A 19,067-nucleotide genomic window follows, 5' to 3' on the forward strand; every position below is an offset into this window, starting at 1 on the left:
TCATCCGATGACTCGATGCAACTTGTCCGGATTCCGCACGGTATACACGCCCGTGACCTCACCGCCGCCGACCTCGATGCAGGTGACCTGATCGACCACCCCGTCGAACGTCACGACCATCGCCGGCATGCCGTTGTAGACCGCGAACCGCAGCCCGAGCTCACCCATCGTCGCGCTCTTGCGGAACAGCCCCGCAACGAACCGGGCCACGCGGTCCGCGCCCTGCACGGGCCGCCGCGCGGCGGACACCACCCCGCCGCCGTCACCGAGGTACACGACGTCGGGCGCGAGCACGTCCATGAGCGCCTGCACGTCCCCGGTCGCCGCCGCGAGAACGAACCGTTCGGCGACGCCCTGCGCCAGGGCGGGGTCGACGACCTCCCGCGGCCGCCGCGCCCGCACATGCCCGCGGGCGCGGTGCGCGGTCTGCCGCACCGTCGGCTCGCTCTTGCCGACGGCCTCGGCGATCTCGGGGTAGCCGAAGTCGAAGACCTCGCGTAGTACGAAGACCGCGCGCTCGGTGGGGGTCAGCGATTCGAGGACCAGCAGCATCGCGGTGGTCACGGCCTCGCCGGTGAGGACGTGCTCGGCGGGAGCGTCGCCCGAGGGCGCCTCGAGGGGCTCGGGCAACCACGGCCCCACGTACTCCTCGCGCCGCCGCGACGCGGCGCGCAGCGCATTGAGCGCCTGCCGGGTCACGATCCGCGCCAGGTACGCCCGCGGGTTCTCGACGACGCCGAGATCCACGTCGCGCCACCGCAGGTAGCTCTCCTGCAGAACATCCTCCGCGTCCGCGACGCTGCCCAGGATCTCGTACGCCACGGAGAACAGCAGCGGGCGGTGCTCGGCGAACAGCTCCCCGGCCGCTGTCTCCTGGCTCATCGGGGGGCCGGCAGCCAGGCGTACCGCGCGGTCTTCGCCGCGCCCTTGGCCATCCGACAGACCTGCTCCTTGACCAGCGCCGCCGAGCGACCGCCGAACTGGATCCGGGTGGGGGTGTCGTCCCGCCGGGCCGCCTGGATGACCGCGCTGCGGCGGCCGATCGAGACGTTCTGGCCGGTGTACCCCATGGAGTAGGCCTTCATGTGCTGTCCCGCCAGCTCCCGGGCGAGGTTGTCCGCGCCGTGCGCGCCCTGGGGCAGCGCGGTCTGGCAGCTCAGCCGCGCGCCGGGGACGGCGGCGCCGTCGCCTACCGCGACGATCCGCGGATCGGAGGCGCTCCGCAGATACTCGTCCACGACCACGCGGCCGGCGTCGTCGACCGCGAGGCCACTGCGGGCGGCCAAGTCGCTGACCTGCGTCGCGACGGCCCACAGCACCAGGTCGGCGGCACCGGCACCGTCGTAGCGCCCGCGCTCGACGGTCACGCCGAGCCGGTCCAGCTCGCGGCGCACCCGGGCCCTGGCGCCGGTCCCGAGCGACGCCCCGACCTCGCCCGCGCTGAGCAGCCGCACCCGCAGGGCCGGACGGGTCTCGGCCACCTCGGCCGCGGTCTCGATGCCGGTCAGGCCTCCGCCGACGACGGTGACGGCGGCACCGTCGGGCAAGGCGGCGAGCGCGCGGCGCGCCTCCTCCGCCGTCTCCAGCGTGCCCACCACGTGGGTGCCCGACGGTGCTGTCGGCGCCCCGCCCGCGGCGTAGATCGCGCGGTCGAAGGGCAGCGACGTCCCGTCCGCGAGCAGCACCGTGCCGTCACCGATCTTGTCGACGGTGCCCACCACCAGCCGGATCCGCGGGTCCAGCATCTCGGTGAGCGGCGTGACAGCGGAGCCGCTGCCCGCGATGTGCTCGTGCAACCGCACCCGCTCGACGAACCCGGGCCGCGGGTTGACGACGGTCACGTCCACGTCCGCCTTCTTCACCAGCCGGTTCGCAGCGATGGTGCCTGCATAGCCCGCGCCGATCACGACGACCTTCATGATTGCCTCCTCATGCGTATTCGAGTCTTCCGCACATGGGACACCAGCCGCGCGCGATCTGTGACACGCGTTTCGAAAGTCGAGTTCTCCGGAGCACGGCGCCCGGAATCCGTCATGGAGCCCCGGAAAACCCGACTTTCGGAAGCCGCGCGGACTCAGCCCTCCGCGATGGCGGCCAGCGGAGGCGTACGCGCGGCACGGATGGCGGGCAGGATGGCCGCGCCGACGCCGACGAACGCGGACGCCACCAGCATCACGATCACGGTGGACCACGGCACCACCACGGAGCCGAGCCCCTCGTCGCGCAGCGCGTGCACGAGCGAGACCCCCAGCAGCACACCGAGCACCAGGCCGAGCGCGGCGCCGAAGACGGCGATGAGCATGGACTCCAGGTAGATCGAGCGGCGCACCTGCGACCGGATGAGGCCGATCGCGCGGAGCATGCCGATCTCGCGGCGCCGCTCCACCACCGACAGCGCGAGGGTGTTGACGATGCCGAGGATCGCGATCACCACCGCAAGTCCGAGCAGCCCGTACAGCACGCCCATGAGCGCCGTGATCGCCTGCCCCGCCTGCTCCTTGAGATCGTCCTGGTCGTCGACATTGACCACCAGCAACGGCTTCACGGCCTCCCGCAGGCGCTCCTTGAGGTCGCTCACCGAGGTGCCCTCCGCTGCGTCGACGAACACCGACTGCGGCGTGACGAGCGGCGTCGACGCGCCGCTCGCAGGCGGGTAGAGGGTATTCATGTCGGCCGCCGTGATCACGGGGCCGGAGAGGGAACCGCCGGTGCCGGAGTAGATCCCGGTCACCGTGAGCTTCGCCTTCGCCGCGCCGACGGCCGACATCGGCTCGACGATCGAGCCCACGTCCCAGCCGCGCTCGCGCGCGGTGCGGTCGTCCACGAGCAGTCCACCCGGCTTGAGCGCCAGTTCGCCGGAGGTCCGGGTGAGATTGAAGGCGGTGGTGATGTCACCCTCGACCCCGAGCGCGCTGAGCCGGTCGCCCCCGAGTCGCACGGGGACGCCGTAGAGGATGGTCTTCGCGCCCACGCCGGGCACGTCCTTGATGGCGGTGAGCGCGGCGGGCGGCATACCGAGCGAGGGGGCCTGCAGCATCAGGTCGGAGCGGATGCCCTTGTCCACCTGGGCGTCGATCGACTTCTGCATCGACGCGCCGAGCGTACCGATCACGCCGACCAGCGCCACGCCGATCACCAGCGCGAAGGCGGTGGCGGTGGTGCGCTGCGGGTTCCGCATCACATTGGTGCGGCCGAGCCGGCCCGCCGGGCCGAAGGGGGCGGCGATCACCTTGCCGACGCCGCCCAGCAGCGGCCCGACGAGGGCGGGACCGCCGATCACGATGGCGAGGATCAGGCCGAAGCCGGCGACGCCGACCTCGATCGCTGCCGTCGAGCCGACCTCGGTCGTGGCCACGAACAGCAGCGCCAGCGAGCACAGCAGCAGCGCGGCGCCGACGGCGCCGCGCACGAGCAGCGACTGCGGCGAGCCGCCGTCCTGCGCGCGCATCGCGGCGACGGGCGGCACCCGGGACGCGCGCACCGCCGGGATCAGCGCGGAGATCACCGTGACGACGGTGCCGACCACCATCACCGTGATCACCACCGACGGGCTCACGGCGAGCCCGCCGTCGGGGAAGCCCGCGCCCGCGGCGGTGACCCCGGCGCGCAGCAGCACCGCGAGGCCGATGCCGACGGCGAGCCCCAGAGCGCTGCCGACCACGCCCACGACGAGCGCCTCCAGCACCACCGAGTTACGGACCTGGTCACGACCGGCGCCGATGGCGCGGAGCAGCGCGAGCTCGGACAGCCGCTGCGCCACGAGCATCGAGAAGGTGTTGTAGATGATGAAGACGCCGACGAGGAGCCCGATGAGGCCGAACGCGACGAGGAAGTAGTTCAGGAAGCTCAGGCCCTGGTTGATCGTGTCCTCGAACTCCTGCCGCACCTGCGCGCCGGTCTGCACGTTCAGGTCGGGCAGGCGCTCGGCGAGCGCGTCGCGCAGCTGCTCGGGCGATGTGCCCTGGGCGGCGCCCACCTCGATGTACGGGGCGGTCGCGCCGTCGCCGAAGAGCTTCTGCGCCTCGTCCTTCGCGAACAGCGCGCCGAGGTAGCCGCCGGAATCGGTGGAGATGGTGTACAGCCCGACGATCGTGACGTCGGTCGGGCCGGGCGAGTGCGGCGCGACGATGGTGGTCTTCGACCCCACCGGTAGCTTCAGCCGTTCGGAGGCGGACTCGTTGAGCACCATCTCGTTCGGGGCCGCCGGTGCCCGGCCGGAGGTGATCTTGAGGCCGTCGGGGTCGAGGTTCTCGCCGGGCGGAAGGTAGGCGCCGCCGACCTGGGGGGCGCCGGTGGGCGAGACCACATCGCCGTTGCCGTCGCGCAGGGCGATGGTGCCGGTGACCGCGGGGACCACGACGCGCACACCCGGCACCGTCTTCACCTGGTCCACGACGGACAGCGGCACGCCCGGGCCCGACGGGCCGAATCCGCCCTGTCCCTGAGCGTTCTCGGGCGATATCCGGGCGTCGACACCGACGGCGATCTTGTCGGAGATCCCATCGAAGGCCTTCGACAGCGTGCCGGTGAACACCATCGAGCCGGCGATGAACGACGTGCCGAGCAGCACCGAGAGCACCGTCAGGACAAGGCGCCCCTTGTGTGCCAAGAGGTTCCGCAGCGCCACCCGGCGCATCGGGTTGGCCATCAGCGGGCGACGAGCTCGTCGAGGTGGATCATCTTCTCCAGCACCCGTTCCGCGGTGGGCCTACGCATCTCATCGACGATGCGGCCGTCGGCGAGGAAGACCACGCGGTCGGCGTAGGACGCGGCGCGCGGGTCGTGGGTGACGATCACGACGGTCTGCCGGTAGTCGTCCACCGCAGCGCGCAGGATGGACAGCACCTCGGCTCCGGAGCGCGAATCCAGGTTGCCCGTGGGCTCGTCGCCGAAGATGATCTCGGGCCGCCCCACGAGCGCGCGGGCACAGGCGACGCGCTGCTGCTGGCCGCCGGACAGCTCAGTGGGGCGGTGGCCCAGCCGGTCCCGCAGCCCGAGGCGGTCGATCACCGCGTCCAGCCACTGCTGGTCGGGCTTGCGCCCCGCGATGTCCAGCGGCAGCGTGATGTTCTCGATGGCCGTGAGGGTGGGCACCAGGTTGAAGCTCTGGAAAACGAAGCCGATCCGGTCGCGCCGCAGCTGCGTGATCTGCTTGTCGTTCAGCGAGGTCAGCTCCGTGCCTCCCACCTGCACCGAGCCTCCGGACGCCGCGTCGAGGCCCGCGAGGCAGTGCATGAGCGTCGACTTGCCCGAGCCGGACGGCCCCATGATGGCGGTGAACTCGCCGGCCCGGAAGTCGACCGAGACGCCCGCGAGGGCGTGCACGACGTTGTCGCCCTCGCCGTAGACCTTGGTGACGCCGACGGCCCGCGCGGCCACCGTCTCGGGCGTGGGCAGCGTCGCCGGCGCGAACGGAGTCTGTGACATGTCACCGAGAATGCCAGAATCTCGTCACCTGCGACATCGGGGCGATCCCCCACACTGAACCGGACACCGCGGAGTGCGGCCCGCAGGCATCCGTCATGATGGACCGATGCGCCTCGAACCTCGGATCCTCACGCAGCTCTCGGGCGTGCTCGACCTGCGCGACGGGAAGTTCTTCGGCAGCTGCTTCGGGCACCGAGTGCCCGACGACCTGCTCGCCGCCGTGACCGTGCACGGCGCCGCGACCAACCGCGCCACCGCCGGCTTCGCATCCCCGTCGCGGGCGCAGGCCGCGATGCCCGTCGAGCTCGAGCACTGGGACGCCGTGCCCCCGTCGGACGGCGAGTGGGACACCGTGCTGCACACCCAGCTGTGCGTGGATACGTCCGGCACGGTCGAATGGTTCTCCCCCACCGCGGACGGCCCGGGTCGAGTGCTGGAATTCCCCATGGCCCGCGGCTTCTACGAGGTCGAGGCGGCAGCGCGGCACGCCGGTGAGGGCGACGATCACTGGCGGCTGCGGTTCTGGTCGTCTCCGGAGTACGGCCCGGACCTCGCCGAGATCCGCGAGATCGCCCTCCTCGCCCGCTGAGGGCGACGCTGTCCTCCGCCCCCCGCGCGTTCGCCGAATGCGCCCGCCGCGCGCCGCGCGCCGCTACTGTGATCGCAACATCGGGGTCTGGGGGGACCACATGGGCACATCTGCGCTCCGCGCGTTCCAGGCGGGTATCGCGTCGCTGGGGATCGGTATCGGCGAGTTCGAGGCGGTGCCGCGCGACGCCGCGCTCGCGCGACGCGCGTTCGAGGCCGCCACCGTCGCCGATCCCGGCATGGCCGACGCCTGGCTGGGCCGCGCCGCCGCCGGCGAGAACACCGCCGAGGTGCTCGCCGCGTTGCACCGGAACGCCGACGCGATCGGCGCTGACACCCGTCGCGTGGGGCTCGCCCCTGGCGTGCTGACCGGCACCTTCGCCACCGGCCTCTATGTCGACTACCCGCTGCGCGACGCCGCCACCGCGCGCGTCGCCTACGCCGCGCGTCTGCTCGCCGACGGTGCGCCCGAGGAGGCCGAGCGCGTCCTGGACGCAGCACCGTCGTGCCCGATCGCGCGCTACCAGCGCGCCGTCGTCGCCGCCCGGTCCCGACGGTGGCCGGATGCGCTGACTGCGCTCGACGGGCATGCGGAGTGGGACGACGCCGTGCTCTCCGCGGCAGCGGCCACCGTCGCCGGCTCCGCTGCGGCGCAGCTCGGCCGGTTCGCGGAGGCCGCCCGCCTGCTGACCGTCGCGGCCGAGGGGCCGGTGCCCGGTGCGGCCGCCGCGGCCCGCTACTGCCACGCCCTCGTCCTTCGCGAGCAGGGCGAGGAGGAGCGCGCCCGTGAGCTGCTGGAGCGGGCGGCACCGTCGTACCCACCGGCGGAGGCGGCGCTGCGCGACCCGAGCCATCGCCTGGTGCTCGACGCACCCGATTCGCCCGGCCCGGCCCCGGAGACGCCCGGGGCGGGCGACGATCTGCTGGCCGCAGCCGCCGACGAGCTCGAGCGGCAGGTGGGACTGCGGGAGGTGAAGGAGCAGGTCACGCGCCTGCGAACGACGATGCAGTTGGCGCGGGTGCGCGCCGACCGCGGGCTGTCGAGCGGGAGCCGTTCCCTGCACCTCGCCTTCACCGGCCCGCCCGGAACGGGCAAGACGACGGTGGCGCGGATCGTCGCACGGATGTACCGCGGGCTCGGGCTGCTGGCGACCGACACTGTGGTGGAGTGCTCGCGCCGCGACCTCGTCGGGCAGTACCTCGGCGCCACCGCCCAGAAGACCTCCGCCGTGATCGACTCCGCACTGGACGGCGTTCTGTTCATCGACGAGGCCTACACGCTGGTTCAAGAAGGGCTGACGGGCGGCGACGCCTTCGGACAGGAGGCGATCGACACGCTGCTGGCGCGGATGGAGAACGACCGCGACCGGCTGGTGGTGATCGTGGCGGGCTACGACGCCGAGATCGACCGGTTCCTCGGCTCGAACGAGGGCCTCGCCTCGCGGTTCGCGCGGCGTATTCGGTTCCCCGGGTACAGCCCGGCCGAGCTCGCCGAGATCGGCTCCGCGATGGCCCGCTCGCGCGACGCTCTGCTCACCGGCGAAGCCGCGGAGGTCCTCGAGGTCTGCTGCGCCGGCGTCGCCGAGCGGCTGGATCGCCTGGGCAACGGGCGGTTCGTGCGGAACGTCATCGAGGCGGCGGAGGAGGAGCGGGAACTGCGGCTCGCCGATTCGGACCTCGACCTAGCCGGGGTCGACGAGGCCGTGCTCATGCGGATCGAGGCGGCGGACATGGCGCGGGCGCTCGACGGGGTGCTCGGCGCCGCGGTCTGATCTAGCGGGACCCGGCGACGTTGGCGGCGTAGGCGTCGCTGTTCGACGGCCCGGTGCCGGTCATCATCACCTCGTCCGCGAGGCGGTCGGCGGCCTCGAGGTCGATCCCGGTCTCGCGCTGGCTGTGCACGATGAAGATCTCCGCATCGAGCGAGGGTTCCTCGCCCGCGTACGCCATGCACTCGACCACGATCAGGTCGGTCTCCGCCTTGACCGTGTGCGAGGTCAGCCGGACCCCGAGGCTGAGCACGTCGCCGACGTGCAGCGGGCGCAAGTACCTGAAGGTCTGGCCGGCGTGCATGATCGCCGACAGGTTGCACCCCGGGATCGCCTTGCCGACGACCGCGGACGCGGCCTGCAGCATGGGCGCGCCGAGCATCGTCGGCGGGACTGCCACGTCCGCCGGTAGGCGGCGGCTGACCGCGTAGGGGACGTCCCAGCTGCGGGTCGCACGGGCGAAGGACCGCACCGTCTCGGCACCGATCTCATAGGCATCGGGGAACCACAGTTCCCATTCGTCGGCGACGACCACAGTCACTCCTCGAAGGCTCTGCCCTCGTGTGGAGATCCGGAGGGACGTGCAAGCATAACCACAGGTCGGGTGGGATCCCAAACCCAGCACAGCCCCGTGACAACACGACCTGTCACTCGGCGCCCCCTCGGTGACACCGCGCCGCTTCCGCACTAGCGTCGAGGGTATGTGGAGGACCAACTCGCTGCGCGTCGCCGTCGTCGGCGCCGGGATCGGCGGGCTGGCGGTGGCCTCCGGCCTGCAGCGCGCCGGTGCCGAGGTGATCGTCCTGGAACAGGCGGCCCGCTTCCTGCCCCGTGGCTCCGGACTCTCGTTGTTCGCCAACGGCTTCGCCGCGCTCCGCTCGCTCGGCCTGGAGGAGCGGGTACGGGCGGTCGTGGCAGACGGTCCGCCGTCCGTTCCGTACGGCACCCGGCGCGCGGACGGCACCAGGCTCAGCGTCTTCGCGGCCTCCACCCTCGCCGAGTTGCGCGTGGTGGACCGCACCGACCTGCACCGCGCTCTGCTCCAGGACCTGGCCCCGGACACCGTCCGGCCGGGCATCCGGGTGGAGGGCCTCAGCCGCGGGACCCTGGACCTGGGTCCGAGCGGCCTGCTCGAGGACTGGCACGTCCTGATCGGCGCCGACGGCATCCGCAGCCGCGTGCGCGGCAGCCACGCCGGCGACCCCGGCGCGGCGTACTGCGGCTACGGCGCCTGGCGGGGCATCACCGACGGCCCTGTCACGCTGACCGACAGCGGGGAGACCTTCGGCCGGGGCGAGAGGTTCGGCTACGTCCCGCTGTCCGACGGCCGCGTCTACTGGTTCGCGGTGCGGCCCGCCGCCGACGACGACCAGCCCGAGCCGGGTGAGCTCCTGGAGCGCTACCGGGAATGGCACGACCCGATCCCGTCGCTCCTAGCCGCGACTGCACCGGAGCGCATCGGCTACCAGCCCATCGAGCGACTGGCGCACCCGTTACGCACCTACTCGCGGGGCCCGGCGGCGCTGGTCGGCGACGCCGCGCACGCCATGCCGCCCACCCTGGGGCAGGGCGCGAACCTGGCACTGGAGGACGCGGCCGTGCTGGTCTCGCTGCTCCGGCCGATCGCGCGGGACCACGATCCACGCGATATCCCGACCAAGCTCGCCGCCTACGACAAGGCCCGCCGGCCGCGCACGCAGTCCATCGCACGGCAGGCGCACCTTCTGGGCGCCGCACTGCAGTGGCCCACACCGCTGTTCGCGCGCGGACGCGACCTCGCGATGCGCGCCGCTCCGAACGCCGTGATGGACCGGGCCTTCCGCAGCGCGCAGCGCTGGTCGCCGCCCGACTGACGAAACGCGGTGGCTCGCGCCAGAATCACACGCCGACCGGTCGCCCGGCGGGGAGGAAGCCGACGTCTGCGAGATGACCGAGGTAGAGGTCGAGTTCGGCGTCGCCGATGTGCGGCCACACACCATCGGGCTCGGACTCGGACGCCGCGACCGGCCGCGGTGGTGCCACCGCGGGCCCCCTCCCGACCCGGGCCCGGTCCAGAAGCGCGCGTTGCAGGACCACCGCCCGGCCCAGCTCGCCGCCACCGGCGCGGAACAGGTCGGTCTGTCGTCGCAGGTACTCCTCGGCCGAGGTCTCCTCCACCGTCAGGCCGCGACGCCGCAAGGCCATGGCGATGCGACCCCACGTCGGGCCGTCGTCGGACGCCACTGTGACGGTGCGGCCACCGTCGGCCGGCCCGCCCCGCCGAGCGGCGCCCACGATGCGCCGCGCCGCGCAGTCGACCGGGCTCATCGCGACGCGCCGGTCCACCAACTCCGACGGCACGGCGCCCACCACCGCCATCGACCGGACGGTGTTCCAGAACCCGTCCTCCACGTTGGCGGCGCCGGTCACCAGGTCGCCGGTGAGCAGCCCCGGACGATGGATCGTGGCCGCGACACCGGCGTCCCGCGCCAGCTCGACGATCCGCTCCGCGACCCACTTCGACTGCACGTAGCCGGAATCGGCGAGCGCGGCGAAGTCGACCACCTCGTCGGCGGCGAGCACCGTCCCACGCTCCATGTCTTCGGCGACGCCGAGCGTGGACACGAAGTGCACGTCGACGCCCGCCCGCCGCGAGGCCAGCTCGAGGAGGGTCCGCGTGGCGTCGACGTTCGCGGCGCGCAGCTGCGCGTAGGGCTCGACGTGGTTGACCCTGGCGCCGCAGTGGACCACCGCGTCGACGGTGTCGCCCAGCGCGTCGAGGAGCTCGGAATCCAGCCCGATCGCGGGCGCGGAGAGATCGCCCGGCACCGCCACGATCCGGTCCGCGAGCTCCGGCAGCCACGAACCGTAGCGGCGCATCCCCTCGGCGATCCGGTGCGCACCCGCCGCCGCATCCGCGGCCCGGACGAGGCACCAGACCTCCGCGCCCGGGTCGGCGAGCAGCAGCTCGCGGAGCAGGAACCCGCCGAGCAGGCCGGTCGCACCCGTGAGCAGCACGCGGCGACCACCACCGGGCCGGGGAACGCGCGGCGCGAGCGGTCCTGGCGTGAACCGGATGTCCTCGACCGGCGCCCGCGACGGGGCCCGGTCACCGGGCGGTACCGCCAGCGCAGCCAGCACGGCCGACGGCGTGGGCCCCGCGTAGACGCCCGCCACCGGCAGATGCGTCCCGAATGCCGTGTCCAGCCGGTCGACGAGCCGCATCAACGACAGCGAGTCACCACCGAGGTCGAAGAAGGAATCGTCGAGACCGACCTGATCGACCTGCAGGACCTGCTCGAACAGCGTGACGATCCGTCGCTCCGCGTCCGACTCCGGGGCGCGGTAGTCGGCGCGGGACGCGAAGGCCGGCTCTGGCAACGCCGCGCGATCGACCTTGCCGTTGACCGTGATCGCGAACTCGTCGACCACCACGATCGCGGCGGGCACGAGATGCGCGGGCAACCGATCGGCTACCGCCTCCCGCACCGCGCCGGGCTCCACCGGTCCCGTGACATAGCCGATCAGTCGCGTCCCCGCGGCGCCCGGTCGCGCCACCGCGACTCCCCTGCCAACGCCGGGCACAGCGGCCAGCGCCGCCTCCACCTCGCCGAGCTCTATCCGGAAGCCCCGGATCTTGACCTGGCCGTCGGCGCGGCCCACAAACTCGAGCTGCCCGTCGGCGCGCCAGCGCACCAGGTCGCCGGTCCGGTACATGCGTGTGCCTGGAGCACCGTCGGGATCGGCGACGAACCGCGAGGCGGTCATCGCCGGCCGGCCGAGGTAGCCGCGGGCCAGCCCTGCACCGCAGGTGTAGAGCTCCCCGATCACCCCGGGTGGGACTGGACGAAGGGCGCCGTCGAGCACCCGGACACCGACCCCTGCCAGCGGGGTTCCGATCGGGACCGAACTTGCCGTTCCAGCCCCGTCCAGCGCCGCACTGGTCGCGAAAGTGGTGGTCTCCGTCGGCCCGTAGCCGTCGACGATGCGCAGCCCTGGAGCGGCTGCGGCAAGCTCGGCCACTGCCGTGCCCGGCACGACGTCACCGCCGGTCCAGACTTCGCGCAGGCCGGTGAACGCATGCGGGTCCTGGGCGACGATCTGGGCGAACAGACCCGCCGTGAGCCAGGCGGCCGTGACCTCGTGTGCACGCACCGTCGCGCGGAGCACACTGGCGTCAAGCCGGCCGCCGGGTGCGAGGACCGCGGTGCCGCCGCCCAGCAGCGGCACCCACAACTCGTAGGTGGATGCGTCGAAGACCATCGGCGAGTGCACCAGCACTCGTTCGTGTCCCGCGGCGAAGCGGGGATCGCGGACCAGGTCGGCGATGCCGGCGTGGGTGGTCGCCACGCCCTTCGGGACGCCCGTCGACCCCGAGGTGTAGACGACGTACGCGAGGTCCCCGGGGGCCGGATCCGCCCCCCGGCCCGGCGGGCCGACCGGCAGCACGGCGAGCCTGGCCGCTGCCCCGGCAGGTGTCACGACCGGCACGGCGCCGAACAGCGCCCGATGTTCGGCGACGGTCACCGCAACCACTGCGCCTGCATCGGCCAGCATGAATGCGATCCGCTCGGCGGGGTACGACGGATCGATCGCCAGGTAGGCCCCACCAGCCTTGAGGACGCCGAGGAGCACCGCGACCGTCTCCGCCGACCGCGGCAGAGCGACAGCCACGACGCTCTCGCGAGCGACCTCGCGCTCCGCCAGCAGCCGCGCCCAGCGGTCCGAGGCGGCATCGAGCTGCGCGTACGTGAGGGCGATGTCGCCGTCGCGCACGGCGACCGCGCTCGGAGTGTCCCGGACGCACCGCGCGAAGATCTCAGGCACGCTCGCCCGGGCGAGCATGGGGTCGGGCCGGCCGGACCACACCGCCAGCCGCGCCGCCTCGTCGCCGACGAGGACGCTCAGCCTGGCGAGCGGTACGTCGGGGTCGGCGGCGACCGCCTCGACGACGGTGCGCCAGCGCTCCGCCAGGGCCGCCACGGTGACGCGATCGAAGACGTCGGTGCGGAACTCGACGGAGCCGCGCATCCCTCCATCAGCGGTCTCGATCACGCTGAAGGTCAGGTCGGCGCGCGAGGACATGGTCGCGACGGAGCGCACGACCGCGCCCGAGTCCGCCTCGATCGCCGCGAGCTCGGGAATGTTGTTCCAGCCCAGCATCACCTGGAACACCGGGTGCCGGTGCGCGCCACCACGGGGCCGTAGCGCCACGATCTCGGCGAACGGCAGCTCCTGGTGCGCGAAGGCGTCCAGCGCGGTGTCACGCACGAGCGCGAGCTGCTCGGCAAAGGAGCGCGCCGGGTCGAGGCGAGTGCGGAGCGGCAGAAGGTTCGCGAACATCCCGACCACACCGTCGAGGCGCTCGTCGGGGCGTCCGGAGACCGCAGTGCCGATCACCACCTCGTCACCGGCACCGACCGCGGAAAGGACGACCGCCAGGGCCGTCTCGCAGACCATGAACAGGCTGGCGCCATGGTCGCGGGCGACCGCGCGGGCCGAGCGCACCAGCGCAGGGGGCCAGGCGAGGTCCACCGCGTCGCCGTCGGAACCGGCGACAGTGGGATAGGGGCGGTCGGTGGGAAGAGCCGTCTCGAGCGGCGCCCCGTCGAGCGCGTTCCGCCAGAACGCGCCCCGCCGGGACCGGAGGCTGTCCGGATCGTCGCGCTCACCGAGCATCGCGGCCTGCCACCCGGCGAAGTCCGTGTAGCGCAGCGCCGGCTCCGGCAACGCGGGCTCCTCACCGGCGAGGCGGGCGGCGTACGCGGTGGCAAGATCCCGGACCAGGGTCGCCACCGACGCACCGTCGCCCGCCGCATGATGCAGCACGAGCACCAGGCGGCTGCCCGGCGCTCCGTCGGGGACGAGGAGCGCGACCTTGAGCGGCGCCTCGCTCGATAGGTCGAAGGCGTGCCGGACGACCGCCGTGGTGGCCTCGTCCAGCTCGCCCGCGACGACGGTGCGGGACTCCACGAGGTGCGCACCCGCCCGCAGTAGTGCGGGCACCACGGCGAGATCCTGCAGCACCGTCTCGCCCTCGGCCCGCAGGACTGTGCGGAGGACCGGGTGCCGGTCCAGCACGTCCTCGACGGCGCGCTCGAGCACCTCCTTCTCAAGCACTTCGGGGAAGTCGAGCACCGTCGGGATGTTGTAGGTCGGTGACGCACCGTTGAACCGGTACTCCAGGAACAGCCCCGTCTGCGCAGCCGAGGCCGGGGCTAGCGCGACCTCGCCCAGCGGCGCGATCGGCAGCGCATCGAGGCCGACGCCGCTCAGCCGCGCGGCGAGGCCGGCCGGGGTGGGCGCCTCGAAGACATCGCGAACCGACACCGTCCGCCCCAGGGCCCGGCCCACCATCCCGACCAGCCGGGTGGCCTGTAGCGAATCCCCGCCGAGATCGAAGAAGCCGTCGTCCACCCCGATCCGCTCGGCGCCCAGCAGCTCTTCGAACAGCCCGGCGAGGAGACGCTCTGCGACGGTGGCCGGTGCTCGGTACGCCGCGCGGGACGTGAACCGGGGTTCCGGCAGTGCCCGGCGATCGACCTTGCCGTTGGCGGTGATCGGGAACTCGTCGATGACGACGACCGCCGTCGGCACCATGTGCGGCGGTAGCCGGTCGGAGACGGCCGCCAACACCTGGTCGGACCGGACCGCGTCGGAAACATAGCCGATCAGGTGTCGACCTGCGCCCGTGTCGCGCACCACGGCGACCGCGCGGACGACGCCGGGGACCTCGCCGAGTGCGGACTCCACCTCGCCCGGCTCGATCCGCACGCCGCGCACCTTCACCTGGTCATCGGCACGGCCGACGAACTCGATCCGCCCGTCTGCGAGCCAGCGGACCAGGTCTCCCGTGCGGTACATGCGTGCGCCCGGGGCACCGAACGGGTCGGCGACGAACCGCGACGCCGTCATCCCGGCGCGGCCCACGTAGCCGCGCGCGAGACCGGCACCCGCGACGTACAGCTCACCCACGACGCCGGGCGCGACCGGCCGCAGGCCGGAATCGAGCACCGACATCCGGACCCCGGGCAGGGGCCGCCCGGCGGGGACCGCGCCGTTGACGAGCGGCTCGGTCAGGCCGACGGTCGCCGCCACCGTCACCTCACTCGGCCCGTACGTGTTCACCATCGTCCGGCCCGGCGCCCACTGAAGAACCAGCTCCGGCCAGCACGGCTCCGCGGCGACGGCGAGAGCCCGCAGGCACGCCATCCGGCCGGGCGGCACCGTCGCCAGCACCGACGGGGTCAGCGCCGCGTGGCTGACTCGGTGCGCCTCCACGAAGTCACCCAGATCGTCGCCGACGCGCACCGCGTCGGTCAGCACGAGTGTGCTGGCCGAGCCGAGCGCGCAGAGAAACTCCCAGAAGGCCCCGTCGAAGCTCACGGACGCGTTGCCGAGCAACCGGGCTCCGACGCCGAAATCCATGGCATCCACGAAGGCGTCGAGCAGGTTCCGCGCGCCGCGATGGGTGACGCTCACGCCCTTCGGAGTGCCGGTGGATCCCGACGTGTAGATGAGGTAGGCGAGGTTGTCCGGCGCGGCGGCGGGCCCCGGGAGCGGCCCATCCGGCAGCCTGGCGCTCCGCTCGAGAATCACTGGATCGTCGGCGACGAGCACCGCGGGCGCGCGCATCCGATCCCGCAACGCGGCGACGGTGACCGCCACTGCCGCGCCCGCGTCGGCCAGCATGAACCCGATCCGCTCGTCGGGGTACGACGCGTCGACGGCCAGGTACGCCCCGCCGGCCTTGATCACCCCGAGCAGCACCGCGATCGCGTCGGCGGTGCGGGGGAGCATCACTGCAACCACGGATTCCGGACCGACGCCCTCCTCCACGAGCAGCCGCGCCCACCGGTTCGCCGCGCGGTCGAGCTCGGCGTAGGTCACCGATCGCACCCCGTCGGTGACGGCCTGCGCGAGCGGCGCCGCGATCACGCTCCGCGCGAACAGCTCACCGATCGTCGCCGCGGGAAGCGCCTCCTCCGCCGAGCCCTCCCACGCCCGCAGCACGACGTCCTCGCCGCCCAGCAGGGCGTCGACGTCCGCGAGCGAGCCGTCCGGGCCGACACCGACCAGCGACGAGAACAGCCGCATCCACCGGTCCCCCAGCGCGACGACGGACGCCCCGTCGAAGGTGGCGGGGTTGCCTCGGACGTGCCCCATGAGCCGCCCGCCCGACTTGTACGCGGTGAACACCAGGTGCCGGACCGGACCGGTGTTGACGGGCAGCATTGTGGCGGAGGCGCCCGGAAAGCCTTCGGACAGGAAGTGCAGGTAGTTCACCACCACGCCCCCGCTGGCCTCCGCGAAGAGCCCCATCGGCTGGCTGCGCTGATGCAGGAAGCAGTCCTGGATCTCGGCGTCCGTGGCGACGAGGCAGTCGCGGACGCTCCGGTGCGGCGCGACGTCGACGACCAGCGGGACAGTGGTGGACGCCATGCCGTCGGTGTCGGCGTCCGGGCCACCGAGACGGCCGGGAACCGCGAGCTCGACACACACCCGGGTCTCGCCGGTGAGCCGCGCGACGAGCAACGCCGTGAGCACCACGACCGCGGTCGACTTGCGTACCCCCGACGCCCGGGCCAGAGCGCCGAGCCGCCGTTCGAGATCCGCGGGCACGCACAACTCGGGCGAGCCGATCTGGCCTGGCAGTTCGACGGCGCGCGCGGCCGCGCCCTCATCTCCGGCGCCGATCGCGGGAACCACGGGGAGCCCGGGGAAGCCTGCGAGGCGTCCGTGCCAGAACTCGTCGTCACGCGCGAACTCGTCGGAGGCGAGGTACCGCGCCTCCGCGTCGAGGAGCGCGGTGATCGGATGCAGCAGGTCCGACGGTGCCGGGCGCCCCGCGAGAAGCTCGGTATAGGCGCGAGCAACGGCCGTGCCGACGCGGGCGGCGGTGTACCCGTCGGCAATGGAGTGGTCGCACTCGAGCAGCAGGTGCAGGCGTCGTCGGCCGGTACGGACCGTGGCGATCCGGAACAGCGGCCAATCGAAGGGCTGCCGCAGGCGCTGCGCGGCGACCTCCAGGGCCGCGGCCTCGGGTTCGGTGCGATCGCTCACGTCGAAGACGTCGATCCGCGGTACGCCCGGCGCGCACGGCGCCTGCGTCATGGAGGCCTCGTCGATGCGCACGAACATGGGCTCGGCGGTCAGCGCGACCGCCGTCAGAGCGCGGTGGAGCACCGCCTCATCGATGTCGCCGTCGAGGCGGACCAGCTGGCTGATCGTCCACTGCCCGCCGTGGCCCAGGACGACGCGGGACATCACGACGCCGCGCTGTGCGCGCGTCAACTGGTACACGTCGGTTTCGGCCTCGTTGACAGTCATCCACACGCCTCCTCGCGATGTTGCGATTGCAACTATACCGAGGGGGAGTGACGGCGCACACAGTGACCGGACAACACTGCGCCCCCGCTGGGAACAGCGGGGGCGCAGTGCGTGTCAGGGGGCTAGCCCAGGCGCTGCTTGAGCGCGTCCAGCTCGTCCTTGAGGCCGGTGGGCAGCTTGTCGCCGACGAATTCAAACCACTCGTCGATCGACGGCAGCTCGCCGCGCCACTCGTCGACGTTCACGGCCAGCGCCTCGGCGACGTCCGCGACCGGGGTGTCCAGACCGGTGAGGTCCAGCTCCTCCGGGGTGGCGACGATGCCGACCGGCGTCTCCTGACCGGTGACGTTGCCCTCGATGCGGTCGACGATCCACTTGAGCACGCGGCTGTTCTCGCCGAATCCGGGCCACAGGAAGCGCTTGTCCTCGCCGCGGCGGAACCAGTTCACGTAGAACACGGCCGGCAGCTTGGACTCGTCGGCCTGCTTGCCGATGTTCAGCCAGTGGTCGAAGTAGTCGCCCACGTTGTAGCCCAGGAAGGGCAGCATCGCCATCGGGTCGCGGCGGACGGTGCCCACCTTGCCCTCGGCGGCGGCGGTCTGCTCCGAGCCGACCGTCGCGCCCATGAAGACGCCGTGCTTCCAGTCGCGCGCCTGCGTGACCAGCGGCACCGTCGTCTTGCGGCGGCCGCCGAAGAGGATGGCCGAGATCGGCACACCCTGCGGGTCGTCCCACTCGGGGGCGATCGACGGGCACTGCGACATCGGCGTGGTGTACCGCGAGTTCGGGTGCGCGGCGACCGTGACGACGCCGTCCTCGTTCTCGGCCGAGGAGCTCTCCCAGTCGTCGCCGCGCCAGTCGGTGAGGTGCTGCGGCGCGGCCGACATGCCCTCCCACCAGACGTCGCCGTCGTCGGTCTTGGCGACGTTGGTGAAGATGGTGTTGCCGGCGTCGATGGTCTTCATCGCGTTCGGGTTGGAGTCCATCGACGTGCCGGGGGCGACGCCGAAGAAGCCGAACTCGGGGTTCACCGCGTACAAGCGGCCGTCCTTGCCGAAGCGCATCCAGGCGATGTCGTCGCCGACGGTCTCGGCGCGCCAGCCCGGCAGGGTCGGCTGGATCATCGCGAGATTGGTCTTACCGCAGGCCGACGGGAACGCAGCAGCGATGTAGTAGACCTTCTGCTCCGGCGAGATCAGCTTGAGGATCAGCATGTGCTCGGCGAGCCAGCCCTCGTCGTGCGCCATGGCCGAGGCGATGCGCAGCGCGTAGCACTTCTTGCCGAGCAGGGCGTTGCCGCCGTAGCCCGAGCCGTACGACCAGATCTCGCGGGTCTCCGGGAAGTGAGTGATGTACTTGGTCTCGCTGCACGGCCACGCCACGTCGGCCTCGCCCGGCGCGAGCGGCTTGCCCACGGAGTGGATGGCCTTGACGAAGAAGCCCTCATCGCCCAGCTTCTCCAGTACCGCGGTGCCCATGCGGGTCATGATCTTCATCGAGACCACGACGTAGGGGCTGTCGGTCAGTTCGACGCCCAACTTGGGGTCGTCGGCACCCAGCGGGCCCATGCAGAAGGGCACCACGTACATGGTGCGGCCTTGCATCGAGCCGCGGTAGAGGTCGGTCATCGTCGCGCGCATCTCGGCGGGACGGACCCAGTTGTTCGTCGGACCCGCGCCCTCCTTGGTCTCCGAACAGATGTAGGTGCGCGACTCCACGCGCGCCACGTCCGCCGGGTCCGAGAGGGCCAGGAAGGAGTTGGGCTTCTTCGCGTCGTTGAGCTTGGTGAAGGTGCCCGCGGCGACCATCTCGGAAGTCAGGCGATCCCATTCGGCGTCCGAGCCATCGGCCCACACCACGCGGTCGGGCTGCGTGAGCTCGGCGACCTCGCGCACCCACTCGACGAGCTGGGCGTGCTTCGTGGGGACCGAATCCCCCTCGAGGCCGGGAATGGTGGCTGACGTCATAGGTGTC

At 72.4% G+C, this 19,067-nt stretch carries 10 protein-coding genes; 3 read left to right on the plus strand and 7 right to left on the minus strand.

All coding sequences use genetic code 11. The features are described 5' to 3' along the window. The 4 genes from HNP44_RS15540 to HNP44_RS15555 form a co-directional block, all read right to left on the minus strand. Nucleotides 1-882: an RNA polymerase sigma-70 factor gene (locus HNP44_RS15540; protein WP_259141919.1), complete on the minus strand. Its 882-nt coding sequence runs from the start codon at nt 880-882 to the stop codon at nt 1-3. Beyond that, nucleotides 879-1,919: an NAD(P)/FAD-dependent oxidoreductase gene (locus HNP44_RS15545; RefSeq protein ID WP_259141920.1), complete on the minus strand. Its 1,041-nt coding sequence runs from the start codon at nt 1,917-1,919 to the stop codon at nt 879-881. The genes HNP44_RS15540 and HNP44_RS15545 overlap by 4 nt, the downstream gene beginning before the upstream one ends. Before the next feature lie 155 nt (nt 1,920-2,074). Then, on the minus strand, nt 2,075-4,648 hold the full coding sequence (locus HNP44_RS15550) for an ABC transporter permease (RefSeq protein ID WP_259141921.1): 2,574 nt from the start codon (nt 4,646-4,648) through the stop codon (nt 2,075-2,077). Next, nucleotides 4,648-5,427: an ABC transporter ATP-binding protein gene (locus tag HNP44_RS15555; RefSeq protein ID WP_259141922.1), complete on the minus strand. Its 780-nt coding sequence runs from the start codon at nt 5,425-5,427 to the stop codon at nt 4,648-4,650. The genes HNP44_RS15550 and HNP44_RS15555 overlap by 1 nt, the downstream gene beginning before the upstream one ends. A gap of 106 nt (nt 5,428-5,533) precedes the next feature. Between HNP44_RS15555 and HNP44_RS15560 the strand changes: the two genes are divergently transcribed. Both HNP44_RS15560 and eccA read left to right on the plus strand, forming a co-directional pair. After that, entirely contained in the window at nt 5,534-6,016 is a 483-nt protein-coding gene (locus HNP44_RS15560) for a hypothetical protein (RefSeq protein WP_259141923.1), read from the plus strand. 100 nt (nt 6,017-6,116) lie between these two features. After that, on the plus strand, nt 6,117-7,787 hold the full coding sequence (gene eccA / locus HNP44_RS15565) for a type VII secretion AAA-ATPase EccA (RefSeq protein WP_259141924.1): 1,671 nt from the start codon (nt 6,117-6,119) through the stop codon (nt 7,785-7,787). 1 nt (nt 7,788) lies between these two features. Here eccA and HNP44_RS15570 read toward each other — a convergent pair whose 3' ends face one another. Then, the gene (locus HNP44_RS15570) at nt 7,789-8,325 is read right to left on the minus strand and encodes a MaoC family dehydratase N-terminal domain-containing protein (RefSeq protein ID WP_259141925.1); all 537 of its coding nucleotides are present in this window, start codon (nt 8,323-8,325) and stop codon (nt 7,789-7,791) included. A 160-nt stretch (nt 8,326-8,485) separates the two neighbouring features. Between HNP44_RS15570 and HNP44_RS15575 the strand changes: the two genes are divergently transcribed. After that, complete coding sequence (locus HNP44_RS15575; protein ID WP_259141926.1) at nt 8,486-9,637, plus strand: FAD-dependent monooxygenase; 1,152 nt, start codon at nt 8,486-8,488, stop codon at nt 9,635-9,637. A 25-nt stretch (nt 9,638-9,662) separates the two neighbouring features. Here the strand turns inward: HNP44_RS15575 and HNP44_RS15580 are convergent, their stop codons facing one another. Both HNP44_RS15580 and HNP44_RS15585 read right to left on the minus strand, forming a co-directional pair. Then, nucleotides 9,663-17,093, minus strand: a complete 7,431-nt coding sequence (locus HNP44_RS15580) for a non-ribosomal peptide synthetase (protein WP_259141927.1) — start codon at nt 17,091-17,093, stop codon at nt 9,663-9,665. Between the two features lie 122 nt (nt 17,094-17,215). Next, nucleotides 17,216-19,060 (minus strand): phosphoenolpyruvate carboxykinase (GTP), encoded by a 1,845-nt coding sequence (locus HNP44_RS15585; RefSeq protein ID WP_259141928.1) that lies wholly within the window; start codon nt 19,058-19,060, stop codon nt 17,216-17,218. Nucleotides 19,061-19,067: the final 7 nt, after the last annotated feature.

Source organism: Tsukamurella ocularis (assembly GCF_024807615.1).
Classification (GTDB): Bacteria; Actinomycetota; Actinomycetes; order Mycobacteriales; family Mycobacteriaceae; genus Tsukamurella; species Tsukamurella ocularis.

What these genes read in the sequence shown, in the direction of transcription:
- HNP44_RS15540 (WP_259141919.1), bottom strand. Translation starts at nt 882, where the DNA reads ATGAGCCAGGAGACAGCGGCCGGGGAGCTGTTCGCCGAGCACCGCCCG.
- HNP44_RS15545 (WP_259141920.1), bottom strand. Translation starts at nt 1,919, where the DNA reads ATGAAGGTCGTCGTGATCGGCGCGGGCTATGCAGGCACCATCGCTGCG.
- HNP44_RS15550 (WP_259141921.1), bottom strand. Translation starts at nt 4,648, where the DNA reads ATGGCCAACCCGATGCGCCGGGTGGCGCTGCGGAACCTCTTGGCACAC.
- HNP44_RS15555 (WP_259141922.1), bottom strand. Translation starts at nt 5,427, where the DNA reads ATGTCACAGACTCCGTTCGCGCCGGCGACGCTGCCCACGCCCGAGACG.
- HNP44_RS15560 (WP_259141923.1), top strand. Translation starts at nt 5,534, where the DNA reads ATGCGCCTCGAACCTCGGATCCTCACGCAGCTCTCGGGCGTGCTCGAC.
- eccA (WP_259141924.1), top strand. Translation starts at nt 6,117, where the DNA reads ATGGGCACATCTGCGCTCCGCGCGTTCCAGGCGGGTATCGCGTCGCTG.
- HNP44_RS15575 (WP_259141926.1), top strand. Translation starts at nt 8,486, where the DNA reads ATGTGGAGGACCAACTCGCTGCGCGTCGCCGTCGTCGGCGCCGGGATC.
- HNP44_RS15580 (WP_259141927.1), bottom strand. Translation starts at nt 17,093, where the DNA reads ATGACTGTCAACGAGGCCGAAACCGACGTGTACCAGTTGACGCGCGCA.
- HNP44_RS15585 (WP_259141928.1), bottom strand. Translation starts at nt 19,060, where the DNA reads ATGACGTCAGCCACCATTCCCGGCCTCGAGGGGGATTCGGTCCCCACG.